Source organism: Synechococcus sp. W70.1 (assembly GCF_047461515.1).
Classification (GTDB): Bacteria; Cyanobacteriota; Cyanobacteriia; order Thermostichales; family Thermostichaceae; genus Thermostichus.
The window spans coordinates 28505-42703 of the sequence record NZ_JANSHH010000033.1; the positions used below are offsets into that span (position 1 = coordinate 28505).

Consider the following 14199-nt stretch of genomic DNA (forward strand, 5'->3'; position numbering starts at 1 on the left):
GGCCAAGGTTCTGGCTTGCCCGCTCAACTAGCTGCCTCCCGCGGCGAAGTGGGCTGGGCCTTGGCTTGGGGGCTGGGGTGGGCTGCCTTGCTCAACCTTTCCGCTCAGCACCCCTTGCTGGTGCGGCTTGAGAGCGATGCCCAAGAATGGCTCTATGCCCTGCGCGGCCCCCAGCAGCCTTCCCCGGAGGTGGCAATCGTTGGCATCGATGGCCGCCTCGAAGGACAGGGGGGAAGCGGAGAGAGCAAGCCTCATCCCCATGTTGACTTTCTCCTGGAGCGCTCCAACTACGCTGCCCTGACCCTGCGCTTACTGGAAGAAGCAGAAGCCAGGGTGGTGGTGCTGAATCTGCCCAGTAGCTTTGTGGTGCCCCAGACGCTGGGTGACGAGGATCTGGATGCTCCCCTGCGTCAGGTAGTCCAGCGCTACCCGGATCGCGTAGTTCTGGCTACCCGCAGCAGTGAGAGCTTTGGCCGCCCTGAGATCACCATCTACAACCACTTCTTGCCTTTTTCCTCCCTACGGCTCGAGTATTTGGTAGCACCAGAACATGTTCAGGGAGTGGTGCAACACCGCCTGGATGGGGCTGGGATCCTGCGCCAGGCCCAGTTGCGAGGGCTCTACCTGCGCCGCGACAGCCAAAAGGAGCAGATGTTTGCCTCGGTGGAGGCCTTGGCTTTTGCCAAGTACGATCCAGAGCGGGCCAGCCGCTGGCTGCGCGAGCGGGGCTTCCGGCCGGTGCAATTCAACCCTCTCGGCGCCCAACACTCCATTCCCATCCTCCCTGTCGAACAGGTTTGTCCGCCCCTCCAGCTCAACCTCGGCCAGACTTGCGGCGCTCATGAAGGGATCCCTCCCCTCAAGCCCGAGGTAGCTCGTCAACTGCAGGACAAGATTGTTCTGGTCGGCTTTGTGGGCGGCTACCCCGAGACCTTTCCCGTGCGGACAGCGGACGGATCCCAGATTGCGGCAGTAGAACTCCAGGCGCAAATCCTCTCCAGCCTGCTCACTGGCCAGGTGTACCGATCCCTGCCGGCGGAGCTAGCAGCGGGAGTTGTCTTCCTCCTAGGCGCGGCAACGGGCCTGCTCTTGGTGCGCTATCGACCCTCTTCGCGCGAAAGCCGCTGGAAACAGGCGCGCTCTCTCCTCTTGCCGCTACTAGGGCTAGCCGTTTACGAGGGCTGGGCTGTGGCCCAATTCTTGCTGGGGCGTTGGATTTGGCCGCTGACCTTGCCAGCTTTGGCCGTTGGCCTGACGGGGGTGAGCTTGCTGCTGACCCTGGTGATCTTGGAAAACCACCAGCGGCTTTTGGCTCAACAGCAGGAGTTAGAGCGCCTGCGCCGGGCTGAGCAGGAGGCAGCCATTGACCAAGCCCGTAAGCTCCTTTACCGGGTAGCCACCGACATCCACGATCGCGAGCTGCAGGAGCTGAAGGTGGTCATGGACGAGCTGGAGAGCTTGCAATGGCAACAGCAGCAGGGCAGGGCTCCCAATCCGGCTATTTACGATCGTCTGCTGGAGCAACTGGAGCAAATTGGGCGGGGCATTCGCGCCCAGCTCAATGACGTGCGCACCCTGGCCACCAAGCTGCACATTTCCCCTAGCTTGCGGGAAGGGCTGCACCGGGGCATCGACACCTACCTGGACGAGCTCATCCAAACGGGCAGCCTGACTTTACCTGTGGAGCGCCACCTACAGCCCTTAGCGGAGCCCAATACCAGTGAGTGGTTTGACCAACGGGAGGACATCTTGCGCTTTTTGCGAGAGGCCATCGGCAACGTCATTGCCCATGTCCAGCCTCCCAAGGGCAACGCCTCCTTTGTCAAGGTGTCGCTGGTTCAAAGGGATCGCCTCTGCTGTCTGTCAATTATCAACGACGGCATAGAGTACGCCCCTACCCCGGGCGGCGGCTACGGCAGCAAGGCCATGAATACCATCGCCCGCTACCTACCCAAGGGCTCTTGGCACCGCACCCAAACCCCGGAAGGCTACACCCATGTAGAGCTACGCTGGGAGATGCCTGGTCCCTAGCTACAAAGAAGGCAAGAGAAGCTCTTCGGAAGCTCCCGCTTGCCTTCCCTTCTCCTAGCGACCCAAGGCCTGTAGCCAGCCGATGAGGGTGGTGCCGGATAGCGCTTCAAACAAAACCAGCGCCACAAAGCCAATCATCGCCAAGCGCCCGTTCAAGCGCTCCGCATACTCAGTAAAGCCCACCCGTGGAACAGGGTCTACGTACATCTCTGGCTCAATGGCGTAGTTGTTGAGGCGGCCACCGTCTTCGACAACCACGGAGCGATATCTGCTCATGGAGTTCTCCTTATCCCTTCTTTATGGAGTGTAGCCTGCTCTATGGAGGATTGTAAAGTTTTGTTGAGAAAGCTGGGTAAGCAGGGTTGTGGCTTTCGTGAAGAGGTGCGAGCTCGGTGACTGAGACGCGGGATTTTGCTCCCTCCCGCTCCCCTGCAACCCGAAGACTACATCCCACTCTTCTCAAGCCAAGCCAGGTTGGGGATAATAGCAGCGGCTATGGGAGCAGCCATGTCAGCCCAGGAAAAGTTGCGAGCACTGCTGGAGACCCAGCCAGTAGCCAGTCTGGCAGTGCTGGAGCGGGGAGCGCCGGCGGTGTCGCTGGTGCCGTTTGTGGTGCAGTGGGATCCCCTGCGTTTTGCCATCGTCATTAGCGACCTTTCCCCCCACACTCAGGCCCTGCGGGAGGATCCGCGGGTCGGCCTGCTCATCCACGAGCCGCCCACGGCAGGGGATCCGCGCAGCAACCACGCCTTGCCGCGGCTAATGGTCAGTGGAACAGCCCAGTTCCTCAGCCGCGAGGAGGCCCAAGTCCAGGGGTTCGAGGTCCTCTACCGCTCCAAGTACGAGATTGCCGAGATAATCCTGGGGCTAGCGGACTTCCACTTCTGTCAGATCACCCCCACTGGGGGCAGCTTCATCCAGGGGTTTGGCCAGGCCTTCCGGCTGAGTGGACCCAACCTGGATCAACTGGAGCACCTAGGCCGTGCGGATCCCGGATCCAGGCTAGGAGCAGCGGGTTGACCAGCTCCGGCGCCTCATCTTGGGGGCAGTGGCCCACCCCCGGCAGGGGGATAAACCCCACCACGCAGGGAAACTCGGCCAGGGCTCGCCCTAGGGCAATGGGCTCCCAGGGATCTGCCTCCCCCCAGAGGATGAGAACGGGGCAGGTGACCTGCGGCAGGAGATCTTCGGCCAAGGGCCCCTGGGAGTAGCGGACAAAAGCCAAGAAGACCTCTGCCGCCCCTGGATCGAGAGCCGGTTGCAGCAAAAGCTGCACTAGATCCTCCGTAACTGCCTCCTTGCGCCCATAGGCTTGGAGGAGGATCTGGCGAATGGCTCGGGGCTGAGCTAGCTGGGCAAAGAAAAACCGCCCGAAGGGGGGCCACCCCAGCAGGAACTGCAGCAGAGAAGCAGTCCAGCGGCGCAGCCAGGGGAGCTGGTGTCGCTTGCGCTCGTGCAGCAGCCGCAGCGAGGGATCCAACATCGCCACTCCCAAGACCTGGGCTGGCTCCAAAACAGCCGCCTGCAAGGCCACAATGCAGCCAATGGAGTTGCCCACCAGATAAGCCGGCTCTCCCACCACCTCGCGCCCAAAATCGGCCACCTGGGCGCCCCAGGTTTCGAAGGTGTAGGGGAGCGGGGATCCGGGCAAGGGCTTGGCGGATCCCCCAAATCCCAGAAGGTCAAGGGCGTACACGCGGCAGTGCCGCCCCAGCTCCGGCAAATTCTTCCGCCAGTGGTCGCTGCTGGCGCCAAAACCGTGGATGAGCACCACCGCTGGGCCAGCAGATCCCGCCTGCTGGTAGCGGATGGACTGGCCCCGCCAGAGCCAGCGCCCCTCGCAAGGAGCAACACCGCTTGGAGAAAGCCGTTCGGGGAGCATGGGGATTAGGATGGCGCTCTTTTTTGCTGGCACAATTTGAATTGGGAAGCAAGTCCTCTCCCCCCTCGTGGCATGTCGCTGGTCACCTGCCCCCTCTTGGGCGTCAACCTGCACCTTACCCTGCCGGAAGCCCACCTGCAGAGCTACGCTGCCTGGATTGAAGCCCGCATCAGCCAGGGTCTGGGCGCCCAGGTGGTTACCTGCAACCCGGAGATGATCGTGCAGGCGCAGCGGGATCCGGCCTTTGCCCAAGTGCTGCAGGAGGCCGAGCTGGTGATCCCAGACGGCATTGGGGTAGTGTGGGCGTTGCGGCGGCAGGGGATCCGCGTCCAGCGGGTGCCAGGGATTGAGCTGGCCGAAGCCCTAATCTCGAAGGCAGCCGCGCGGGGGTGGCGCCTGGCTTTGGTGGGGGGGAAGCCGGAGGTCAACCGGGCCGCGATTCAGCATTGGCAAGCCCGCTTTTCTTCCTTGGCCATCTGGGGCCACCACGGCTACTTCTCCCCCGCCGAGGAGGAAAACCTGCTGCCAGCTCTCCAGGCTTTTCAGCCGCAACTGGTGTGGGTAGGGCTGGGCTCCCCGCGCCAAGAGCTGTGGATTGCTCGCTGGCGAGCTCTTTTGCCCCAAGCCATCTGGATGGGAGTAGGCGGCAGCTTCGACATTTGGGCTGGGCAAAAACGACGGGCCCCCCGCTGGTGGCGCGACCATCACCTGGAATGGCTGTATCGTCTCTATCAGGAACCCTGGCGCTGGCGACGCATGCTGGCTCTGCCCAGGTTTGCCTGGCAAGTGCTGTGGTCTTCCTCCTCCTCCCCGGCTTCCTCCTTGTAGGTGCTTTGCTGTAAACTACCCTACGGCTAAAGCCGGGAGCTCTAAGGACGCCGCTCCGCTGGCACAAGCAGGGCAAACGGCTCCCGGAAGAAGCAGTGGCTCGCTTGCAGGCCAGGGTTGTAGAGGGTGGCGCTCCTTGCCACGGCTAAGTCTGGGGATCTGTGCGCCGCGTTTTTCCATATGGCTGGTCAGCCCGTTGGCTATGCTTCTTGCTACTTGGCCAATCCAAGCCCAAGCCTCTCTCTTCCAGCTTTAACGGACTTAGGCCTTCAACCTCGCCCGCGATCCCTGCCAAGCGGCTCCGAGAGCATGGTGTTGCTGCGGGGTGTGAGCAAAGTCTTTCCCAACGGCGAGTGGATCTTGCGGGAGGTAGACTGGGAGGTGCGCCGCGGCGAGTTTGTCTTCCTAACGGGGGCCTCGGGAGCGGGCAAATCCACCCTCCTGCGGCTGCTCTACGGGGCTGAACAGGCCACCAAAGGCACGGTGATGGTGGATGGGGTGTGCCTGTTTTCTTCGGAAGGTCGGCAGCGGCCCTACCGGATTTCCTCCCGTCCCCTGGCGATGTTGCGGCGGCGTTTGGGAGTGGTCTTTCAAGACTATCGCCTGTTGGCCAATCGCACCCTAGCGGAAAACGTGGCCTTTGTCCTGCGCGCCCAAGGGCTCTCCCCAGCAGAAATTCGCCGCCGCCTCGGGCCAACCCTGAAGATGGTGGGGCTGGCTGACAAGGAGGATCGCTTTCCCCACGAACTTTCAGGGGGAGAACAGCAGCGCCTCAGCCTGGCCCGTGCCATTGTCAACCTGCCGGTGCTGCTGCTAGCAGACGAGCCAACGGGCAACCTGGATCCGGAAAACTCGCTGTTGGTCCTTCAGATTTTGGAGCGGCTCAATTCTTTTGGGGTGACTGTCATCATGACCAGCCACGACCCCTATCTTGTGGAGCGGGCCGGCCACCGGGTGGTGCGCATAGAAGGAGGACGTCTGTATGATATGGGCTGAGGATCTGCTGGGATTCCCAACGCAAGGCGGCGCTCCAGAGGGCTGGAATCCCAACTTGGGTTTAGGTGGCGGTAGGCAGCATGCCATTTCTCTATAAGATCCGCTATCTCCTGCAGGAGACCCTTTTGGGGTTGCGGCGGGGAGGCTGGCTGAACTGGGCTGCTATCAGCACCCTGCTGGTGTTGCTGTTTTTGGTCGGGATCGGCTTGGAGCTGTCTTGGGGCGTGGAGGCGGCGGTGCGCTCCCTGGGAGGACAACTGGAGATCTCCGTTTATCTAGAGCCGGGGCGCCAGGGGGTGGAGCTGGAGCCGCAAGTTGCCCAACTGCCTCATGTAGAAGCGGTGAGGGTGATCACCAAAGAGCAGGCCTGGCGCGACCTTTTGCTGGAGATGGGGATCCAAGATGAGGCGGCCCTGGAAACCCAGTTGGGAGAAAACCCCCTCGTAGATACCCTGCGGGTCAAGGCGGATTCTGCCGCAACCCTGGCTCAAGTGGCTGAGCAGATCCGTCGCCTGGAAGGGGTGGACGAGGTATACTACGGCAGCCGTGTTGTGGAGGAACTGGCCCAGCTTCAGGAGCTGCTGCGGCTGGGATCCCTGGGCGTCCTTGGGGTGCTGACCCTGGCCGCGGTGGCTGTAACCACCACTACCATTCGCCTTGTCGTCATCGCCCGGCGGCGGGAGATTGAGGTGATGCAGCTGGTGGGGGCAACAGCAGCCTGGATCTACCTGCCCTTTGTTTTGCAGGGCTGCCTGTTTGGGTTGATCAGTGCCCTGGGGGCTTGGGGCTTGGTTCTGGGATCCCGGCAGTTGCTGCAGGAGGCGCTGGAGCAGCTCATTGCCCTGCCCTTGATCAAAGTGTTCCAGGCAGGTTCGGATCCCCTGAAGGCTTGGTTCTTACCGCTTTTGCTTTTGGGGATGGGAATTTCCCTAGGCACCAGCAGTAGCCTCATTGCAGTGCGCAAGTCAGCAGGTCGCGGGTTCTAAGCTTGGGACTTCTATGCCAGTCTACTCGGCCCCCTTACGCTACGATTTACTCAGGAACAGGAAGACTCCAACTATGGTGTCCCGCAACCCTCACTTGGCCATCGACAACGACGAACTCATGCGTCGGGTAGAGGCATTGATTAACGCTTCCAAAAATCGCTATCGCATTACCGTACAGGTAGCTAATCGTGCCAAGCGTCGCCGCTATGAGGATCCCGACGATGTCGAAGAAGGCTGGATGAAGCCCATTCGCCGCGCCATCCTCGAGATGTCGGATGAGCTGACCCAGCCAGAAATCATTGGCGATGAGTAGAAGTCGGCCCACCTCCTTGGAGCGGGAGGGAGCGCTCTTGAGGGACAAAGCTGGGTTTTTTGTCTACCAGCAGGCGCAGTTACTCCAAGAAGAAAAAGGCAATCCCAAGAATGGCATAGGTGGCCAAGAGCAAAAGCCCCTCCAACCAATTGGAACGCCCGTCGCTGGTAACGGAGTTAACCAGCAGCACGGAGACAGCAATTGCCACCAACTCCACTGGCCCGAAGTTAAAGTTCATCGGTTGGCCGAGAAGGCTACCGGCCAGCACCAAGAGAGGAGCCACGAACAGGGCAATCTGCATCGTCGAGCCCAGGGCCACCGAGAAGGAGAGATCCATCTTGTTTTTCAAGGCCACTGTGATTGCCGTCGCGTGTTCGGCCGCATTGCCGATGATTGGCAGCAGAATCACCCCCATAAACAGGGGCGTGACTTGCAACTGCTCGAGGGCTGTCTCCAGGGTATCCACCAGCAGCTCCGACTCAAGGGCCACTAGCACCGTTAGCCCCAAAAGAGCGAGCACCCAGGGCCACAGCCGACTTTGCTCCGACGAGGCCGTCAAGATCTGGGGGATGGATCCCTCTGCCTGCGGAACCGGATTGGGGGCAAGACGGGCAGCGGCTTCCTCTTCCGCGGCTTCAGCTTCGTGAATGCTGTAGAGGTAGCTGTGGGTTTTGAGGGAAAAGAGCAAGGTGAGACCGTAGACGACTAGCAACACCAGAGCCACTGCCGTCGAGAGCTCCTGAATCGAGATCTCGCCCAAATTGGCATCGGCATAGGTAACCACGCTGGGCAGGATCAGCGCCACCACGGCCAGGTTCATTACTGAGGCGTTCATGCGCGCTACCTCAGGCCGAAAGCTCTGCTCGCGAAACTTGATCCCGCCCAGAAGCATGGCCAAGCCAGCCACCAGGAGCAGGTTGCTGATGATGGCGCCAGTGATGGAAGCCTTGACCACCTCCACCAGGCCAGCCCGCAGGGCCACCAGGCCAAGGATGAGCTCGGTGGCATTGCCAAAGGTGGCGTTGACCAGCCCCCCAATCATCGGCCCCGTCAAGGCAGCAATCTCTTCTGTGGCCTGGCCGGTAAACTTGGCCAAAGCCACCACTGCCAAAGCGGCGCAGAGGAAGATTAGGTTGGGATCCCAACCCCGAAGGTGGCCTATCCAGGAGAGGGGAACCCCCGCCAGCAGCAGAAACGGCAAGACGTTTAGAACTTTCTGCCAACCTGCTGCAGAACGAGCCGGGAAATTTGCATCCGCCAGAGTCATAGCTCCAAAGATGAAGACCAATAGCTAGTTCCATTTTCAGATAAAGCGGCTGCCGCTGCAGCTTTGAGACTTTGCGGAGAATAGAACTGCCCAAAGCAAGAGCCACCGTCTGGACATCCCCCGAAGCAGTCTAGCCGTTGCTGGGGAGGCGCGGGTAGGGGCTGCTGAGCTTCCCCTGCCAGGAGCTCTCTCCAGCCTCTCAAAACGAGGAGTGCCAGAGGTAGCTTTCAGCCTAGGTCCAGTTGCAGGGCCAGATCCAGCAGCCGATGGGCCAGGGTAGCCTTGGGGGCCAGGGGGAGCCGCTCGGGATCTCCCTGACGCGGGATCCAATAGCCCTGGTTGTGGCTGCTGCCAAAGCCGCTCTCCGGCTGGTCAATGGGGTTGGCTACGATGGCGTCTAGCCCTTTTTGCTGGAGCTTCTTGCGGGCTAGGGGAAGAGGATCCCCGCTCTGGGCAGCAAAGCCAATCAGGCGCTGGCCGGGACGTCGCTGGCGGGCCAAAGCTGCCACCAGATCAGGGACGGGTTCCAAAGCCAGCAGCGACGGCAGCTCAGTCTTAGCCAGCTTGCCCGTGTAGGTCTGCACAGGTCGCACATCCCCCACCGCTGCTGCCATCCACAGGAGATCGGCCTGGGGAAACTCGGCCTGCAAAACCTGCTCCAGTTGGGCTGCTGTCTGCACAGGGATGGCCCGAATGGCGAAGGGTGCTGGATCAAAGGGGATCCCCAGTGGCCCGTGCACCAGGGTAACCTTGGCACCTCGGCAGGCGGCAGCCACCGCCAGCGCCACCCCCATCCGTCCACTGGCCGGGTTGCCGATGAAACGCACGGCGTCAATGGGCTCCCGTGTACCCCCCCCTGTCACCAACACCCGCTTGCCCTGCCAATCTTTTTTCCCCCCTGTCCAAAACAAAGCCCGCACGTACTCCTGCAACACCTCCGGCTCCAGCATCCGTCCTTCCCCCACCGCATCGCAGGCCAGGCGGCCACTGGCAGTAGGCAAGGCCCAAAAGCGGGGATCCCGTTGCAGTCGCTGCCAATTCTCCACCACCGCCTCAGCCTTCCACATGTGTGTATTCATGGCCGGCGCCAAGGCCACCGGACAGCGGGAAGCCAAAACCACATTGGTGAGCAAATTGTCCGCCAGCCCCTGGGCTAGCTTGCCTAAGGTGTTGGCCGAAAGCGGCGCAATCAGGAGAGCCTCGGCCCATTCCCCCAGCTCAATGTGCAGGGGTCGCCCCCGCGTAGCTTGCCAAAACTCGGCATCCGTAAAAACTGGCTGACGGGACAGGGTAGCAAAGGTCAGCGGGGAGATAAACTGCTCGGCGGCTCTGGTTAAAACCACCCTTACTTCTGCCCCCTGCTGCGCCAGAGCTGACACCAAGGCTGCCGTTTTGTAGGCTGCAATTCCCCCGCTCACCCCAACCAAAAGACGCCGCCCCGACCAAAAGAGATCCATATCAGTGAACACTCAAACAGCCTTGCTTCCAGTTTCCCTACTTTTGCCTCCTGCCAGCGACACAAATCCCTCGCCCAAAGGCGCTAGTACTCCGACAGTAGACCTAGCTGAGAACAGCACTTGCAAGCCTATGGCTTGCCTGCGGAGAACCCCTCTTTGCAAAAGTCCAACCCAACTCTACAGGCTCCGTCCCCTAGACAGAATTCACTACTGCGGCTTTGCGCACCCGCCTCCTTAGATCCTACTCGGTTGCCAAACTTATCCCTTCTAACAAGTCTAACAAGATAAGAAAGAGCTGAAGGCAACTCTATTGCAATCGCTATTTGTTTTTGGCTACACTAACTGTTGTCCTTAAACGCGCTTGATATGACTACGACCGGAAAGCCGAAGCCACTCACTGGCCAAGAGCTCCTCGACAAGGTAACCTCCATGGGAAACGCAGATCCCAAGGAGAAAGCTCGCGCTTGCGGTTACGTCACCTATACCAAGAACGGCCAGGAGCGAGTAAATCTGATGCAGTTCAACAACGCCTTGCTCAAGGCTATTGGGGTAGATCTCGGTACCAGTGATGAGAACGGTTCCCGCGGTCGCGCTCCTACCTTCCGGGTTTCGGTTCATAAGAACGGCAACATCCTAATTGGGGCCGCCTATACAAAGAAAATGGGACTCAAGCCCGGAGATCAGTTTGAGATCAAGTTGGGCCACCACAACATCAAGCTGGAGCGCGTCGACTGATTTCCCATCACCTACCTTGTCGAGGTTCTCTCTAGTAATGCCAGCGTTTCAGGGAGGTACGGTGGGTGGGAAATCTTCCCCCTCCTTGAGGCAGAGAAGGGATCCTCACATCTGTTGAGGATCCCTAGTTGCAATTGTTGAGGGCTCCAGCGTAGAGGGTTCATGAGGGCAACGGATCCGCAGGTTGGGTCACTGCCAAGGGAGTTGCTGCAGTGGGTCTCCTCTCAGCCAGCCCCTGGGCAGCAGGACGCATTTGGCTGCAATTTGAACAACGGCTGACGGTTCAGTTGGAGCCGCTGACAGCGGTCGTTTTCGACGTGTAGGGTAGGGCAGCGAGCTGCTGCTTAAACCGCAGGAGCTCTTGCGCTTCAGCACCAACTCTGCCCTCACCATCCCGATGCAGCCAGGGCTGCCCCTGCAGCAGGTTAGTCAGCTGCGCTTTCGCCCTGAGCCGCAGGACACCTACAAGCTGCACTTGTCCTGTCGTCAAGGCCGTGCTCCCACGAGTGGCAGGCAACCAGAACCTGAAGACGGTGATAGTTAAGCTGGATTCGAAGCAGCAGCCCCTGATCCTTGGCCATGCTGTACCCATGCCGGTGGTGGTGCGAACCCGCCCCTACGACGAAAAGTTCTACGCTGAGATTGCCAAGCCCAACCGGTTGCAGGTCGAGGATGCGGAGATGCTTTGGGCAGCTCAAAAAGCCAAGGAGGAGCTGGGGTTGTAGGGAGGACTCCCCCACAGGCCAGTCATCAGGCGCAGCAGAAAGCGCCGCAGTGGCGGGAAAACTATCATCCCCTGGAGAACCCAGCGCCGCCCAACCACTACGGGCCAGTAGGAGTTGGAGAAGGTGCGGGTGAGCAGGTCGGTAAAGAGCAGCACCACCCAGTTTTCCCAACGGCGACGGCGGCCGTAGCGCCGCAGGACTCTAACATCCCCCAGATCCTCCTGCCGCCTGCGAGCCTCCAGCAACACTTGGGCCAGGGCGGCAGCATCGCGGATACCGAGGTTTAGCCCTTGGCCAGCCACTGGATGGCAGTGGTGAGCCGCATCTCCCACCAAGGCCAAGCGGTGCTGATAGTAGCGGCGGCTCTGGCGCAGACGAGCGGGGAAGAGCTGAGGCGGGTTCAGCAAGGTCAGGCAGCCGCCCTGGGAACCATAGTAGCGCTGCATCTCGGCCAAGAAGTCGGCCTGAGAAAGAGCCAGCGTGGCTTTGGCCTGCTCATGGGGCAAGATCCAAACTACCTGGCAGCGATTGCCAGGCAAGGGCAGGATGGCAAAGGGCCCAGCAGGCCAAAAGCGTTCGTAGGCGATGTTTTGGTGGTCTTGGGCAGGGGCCACCAGGGCAGTGATACACGACTGCCAGTAGTCCCAGCCGTCGCTTGGGATCCCTGCCCACTGCCGCACCTGGGAGCGCAGACCATCGGCGGCTACTACCAGCGAGGTCGCCAGTCGGCGCTGACCCTGGGCTGTTGTCAGCTCCACCTCAGCCGCGCTTTTCCCGTAGGTAACTCGCTCCACCCTGGCTTCGTAGTAGCAGGTAATGCAGGGATCGGCAGCCACCTGCTCCTGGAGCACCTGCTGCAGCCAGGCATGTTCGCCGCAGTAGAAAACTGCTGTTTCCCCCACATCCTCCGGTCTAAACGTCACCCGCTGGGGAGCGTCGGCATCTGTCAAAATGACTTGGGCAAAGGGGGTAATGTGGGGAGCTAGGGCCTCCCACACGCCAATTGACCGGAAGATGCGGATTGACAGGGGCGAAAGGGCGTAGGCCAGGGGGCGTTGCCGAACAGCCTCAGACGACTGGGCCTCAACGAGGGCTAAACGCAGGCCGGAGGCTCGGAGGGCACAGGCTAGGGTTAGACCCGTGATGCCTCCGCCGACAATCACCACATCGTAGAAGGCTTCCAAGGTATCTAAAGGGGAAGCAAGGGCTGTCATTTCCCACTTGGGTAGTTAGGTGCTGTAGGCCACTGCCTCCACGCAACTCGAGTTAGCTGGCGTGGCCGCTCGCACGGCTCGGAACATGCCAAAGCGGCAGAGGCCAGTACTGAAGGCCAGGTGCATTAGCAAGAAAGTGGGCACCTCTCGCAGCGACTTGATCAAGCCCACCAAGCCAAACTTTAGCAACCCCTCCGGCCGGACAACCCCCTGCCAGATGGAATCTAACCAAGAAGGAAGGGTCTCTTGGGTCCAGTCAGCAGTCTCCACTCTCCCCTCTAGCAGCCCTGTGGCTTCCAACGCTTCCACAAAGCCTTCGATGCTGGAAAAAGCAGGGTGCGCCCACTGGTCCAGCAACTGCCGCATCACCAGGCGCTCCCAGAAGTTGAGGGGCTTTTGGCGGTCGTCGCGCTGGTTCCAGTCTGCCACCACTAGAATGCCACCTGGCTTGAGCACCCGCAGCATCTCGCTAGCATAGCGGGCCTTGTCTGGCATGTGGGGGCCGGCCTCAATGGACCAGACAACGTCGAAGCTGGCGTCGGGAAAGGGGAGGTCGAGGGCGTCGGCTACCTGAAACCGCACAGGCAGATCAGGGGGGGTGAGCTCTTGAGCCCGCTTCACCTGCTGCGGACTGATGGTAATGCCGGTTACCACAAAGCCATAGTCGCGAGCCAAGATGCGGCAGCTGCCGCCAATGCCACAGCCCACATCCAGCACTGTTGACCCCGGCGGCAGCCGATCCAGCCCGCCCCAGCGCACCATCTCATGGACAAAGTCGTGCTTAGCCTGGACGAAGTTTTTCCGCCGCGGCGGGGATCCGTAGTGGCCCAGGTGGATGTGTTCGCCCCAGTAAAACTCCAGGATCCCGTCCCGCGTCCACTCGTCATAGGCGCGGGCTACCGACTCAGGAGAGCGATACTTGCGAGCAGTCAGCACGTAGGCCGCTAGACCTACGCATAGGAGCAAAACTGGGGCCAAAATCCAAAGCATTGGGCGCATGAATAACTAGAGGCTGCCCGAGTTGAGACAGACAGAATCCCAAAAGCTCACTAGGGCATTATAGCCTTGGAGAGCCAGTTTTCTTGACCCCGCGGAGGTTACTAGGCTCTTCCTCGCGAGTCTGAGAGATACAAAAAACAGCGCCTTTCTCCCTGCTAGCAGCAGGAAGACTTCTGGCGCCTCTTGCAAGGGGCCTCTTTGAGGATCCCCCCAAAGCACTTGCCTGGAGGTTAGCTCATGCTAACTCGCGTACGGTCGTAGGTCAAGCGGAAGGTGGGGTGCACTTTCCCCTGGATACGGTTCCAGAAGTTGCGCACGTTGGTGTGCAGGCCAACCCGCTCTGTACCGCGTACCAGCATCGCCTGCTGCCGAATTCGAATAGCGCGTTGGTGGCCCGCCATCAGCCGACGAGCTAGCTCATCCAAAACGTGGGAACGGCCAGGGGTTGCTGCCGCCTCGGAGGCTACTGCTGGAATCTCTTGAGCTGCTGCCTCAGCCGCTCTGGGACGATAGGCCACTCCCCGGTAGAGAAAGTCCAAGTTGGTGGACAAAACCAGCGGCTTGGTTAGGTGGCGGAACCGCCAGTCCAGCCCTCGATAACGGCCCCCCACCTTGCCAGGGGAAACGGTCACGGTCGCCGGTGAGAAGGTGTAACCGACACCACGGTAAGAGAGTTTCATCATCTTCGCCTCCAAAGTTGAGAGTTGTTGGTATCCCCTCCCCCTCCCAAGGTGAGAGGTGAGCTGGGATATTTTGCAAACAGCTA

Annotated in this window: 15 protein-coding genes; 8 read left to right on the forward strand and 7 right to left on the reverse strand. The window is 60.6% G+C overall.

The features are described 5' to 3' along the window. The first annotated feature begins 15 nt into the window (after positions 1 to 15). Positions 16 to 2031, forward strand: a complete 2016-nt coding sequence (locus tag NW808_RS09190; RefSeq protein ID WP_414420986.1) for a CHASE2 domain-containing protein — start codon at positions 16 to 18, stop codon at positions 2029 to 2031. A gap of 54 nt (positions 2032 to 2085) precedes the next feature. On the opposite strand, the gene NW808_RS09195 is transcribed toward NW808_RS09190, so the two are convergent. Further along, the gene (locus NW808_RS09195; protein ID WP_414405691.1) at positions 2086 to 2307 is read right to left on the reverse strand and encodes a high light inducible protein; all 222 of its coding nucleotides are present in this window, start codon (positions 2305 to 2307) and stop codon (positions 2086 to 2088) included. A 231-nt stretch (positions 2308 to 2538) separates the two neighbouring features. On the opposite strand from NW808_RS09195, the gene NW808_RS09200 reads away from it, so the two are divergent. Beyond that, positions 2539 to 3051 (forward strand): pyridoxamine 5'-phosphate oxidase family protein, encoded by a 513-nt coding sequence (locus tag NW808_RS09200; protein WP_414420987.1) that lies wholly within the window; start codon positions 2539 to 2541, stop codon positions 3049 to 3051. Here the strand turns inward: NW808_RS09200 and NW808_RS09205 are convergent. Continuing rightward, positions 2945 to 3913 carry an alpha/beta fold hydrolase gene (locus NW808_RS09205; protein WP_414421060.1) on the reverse strand — a complete coding sequence of 323 codons (969 nt, stop codon included), beginning with the start codon at positions 3911 to 3913 and terminating at the stop codon, positions 2945 to 2947. The genes NW808_RS09200 and NW808_RS09205 overlap by 107 nt on opposite strands. A 72-nt stretch (positions 3914 to 3985) precedes the next feature. Here NW808_RS09205 and NW808_RS09210 point away from each other — a divergent pair, with 72 nt between their 5' ends. The 4 genes from NW808_RS09210 to NW808_RS09225 all read left to right on the forward strand — a co-directional run bounded on the left by NW808_RS09210 (position 3986) and on the right by NW808_RS09225 (position 7036). Further along, positions 3986 to 4741 carry a WecB/TagA/CpsF family glycosyltransferase gene (locus tag NW808_RS09210; protein ID WP_414420988.1) on the forward strand — a complete coding sequence of 252 codons (756 nt, stop codon included), beginning with the start codon at positions 3986 to 3988 and terminating at the stop codon, positions 4739 to 4741. Positions 4742 to 5050: 309 nt separating this feature from the next. After that, entirely contained in the window at positions 5051 to 5737 is a 687-nt protein-coding gene (locus tag NW808_RS09215; protein ID WP_414409888.1) for a cell division ATP-binding protein FtsE, read from the forward strand. A gap of 80 nt (positions 5738 to 5817) precedes the next feature. Beyond that, positions 5818 to 6723, forward strand: a complete 906-nt coding sequence (locus NW808_RS09220; RefSeq protein ID WP_414420989.1) for a cell division protein FtsX — start codon at positions 5818 to 5820, stop codon at positions 6721 to 6723. A gap of 73 nt (positions 6724 to 6796) precedes the next feature. Continuing rightward, positions 6797 to 7036 (forward strand): DNA-directed RNA polymerase subunit omega, encoded by a 240-nt coding sequence (locus NW808_RS09225; RefSeq protein WP_414405696.1) that lies wholly within the window; start codon positions 6797 to 6799, stop codon positions 7034 to 7036. A 79-nt stretch (positions 7037 to 7115) separates the two neighbouring features. On the opposite strand, the gene cax is transcribed toward NW808_RS09225, so the two are convergent. Together cax and coaBC are read right to left on the reverse strand one after the other, a co-directional pair. Next, positions 7116 to 8303 carry a calcium/proton exchanger gene (gene cax, locus NW808_RS09230; protein ID WP_414420990.1) on the reverse strand — a complete coding sequence of 396 codons (1188 nt, stop codon included), beginning with the start codon at positions 8301 to 8303 and terminating at the stop codon, positions 7116 to 7118. Positions 8304 to 8530: 227 nt separating this feature from the next. Then, a complete protein-coding gene (gene coaBC, locus NW808_RS09235) occupies positions 8531 to 9760 on the reverse strand; it encodes a bifunctional phosphopantothenoylcysteine decarboxylase/phosphopantothenate--cysteine ligase CoaBC (RefSeq protein ID WP_414420991.1) in 1230 nt (409 codons plus the stop codon). A gap of 429 nt (positions 9761 to 10189) precedes the next feature. Between coaBC and NW808_RS09240 the strand changes: the two genes are divergently transcribed. Further along, positions 10190 to 10495: an AbrB family transcriptional regulator gene (locus tag NW808_RS09240; RefSeq protein WP_414394661.1), complete on the forward strand. Its 306-nt coding sequence runs from the start codon at positions 10190 to 10192 to the stop codon at positions 10493 to 10495. A gap of 533 nt (positions 10496 to 11028) precedes the next feature. Further along, entirely contained in the window at positions 11029 to 11220 is a 192-nt protein-coding gene (locus tag NW808_RS09245; RefSeq protein ID WP_414420992.1) for a hypothetical protein, read from the forward strand. On the opposite strand, the gene NW808_RS09250 is transcribed toward NW808_RS09245, so the two are convergent. The 3 genes from NW808_RS09250 to NW808_RS09260 all read right to left on the reverse strand — a co-directional run bounded on the left by NW808_RS09250 (position 11190) and on the right by NW808_RS09260 (position 14116). Beyond that, positions 11190 to 12434, reverse strand: a complete 1245-nt coding sequence (locus NW808_RS09250) for an FAD-dependent hydroxylase (RefSeq protein WP_414420993.1) — start codon at positions 12432 to 12434, stop codon at positions 11190 to 11192. The two genes, NW808_RS09245 and NW808_RS09250, sit on opposite strands and share 31 nt — an antisense overlap. Before the next feature lie 15 nt (positions 12435 to 12449). After that, a complete protein-coding gene (locus NW808_RS09255; RefSeq protein WP_414420994.1) occupies positions 12450 to 13433 on the reverse strand; it encodes a methyltransferase domain-containing protein in 984 nt (327 codons plus the stop codon). 230 nt (positions 13434 to 13663) lie between these two features. Then, on the reverse strand, positions 13664 to 14116 hold the full coding sequence (locus NW808_RS09260; protein ID WP_414420995.1) for a DUF4278 domain-containing protein: 453 nt from the start codon (positions 14114 to 14116) through the stop codon (positions 13664 to 13666). Positions 14117 to 14199: the final 83 nt, after the last annotated feature.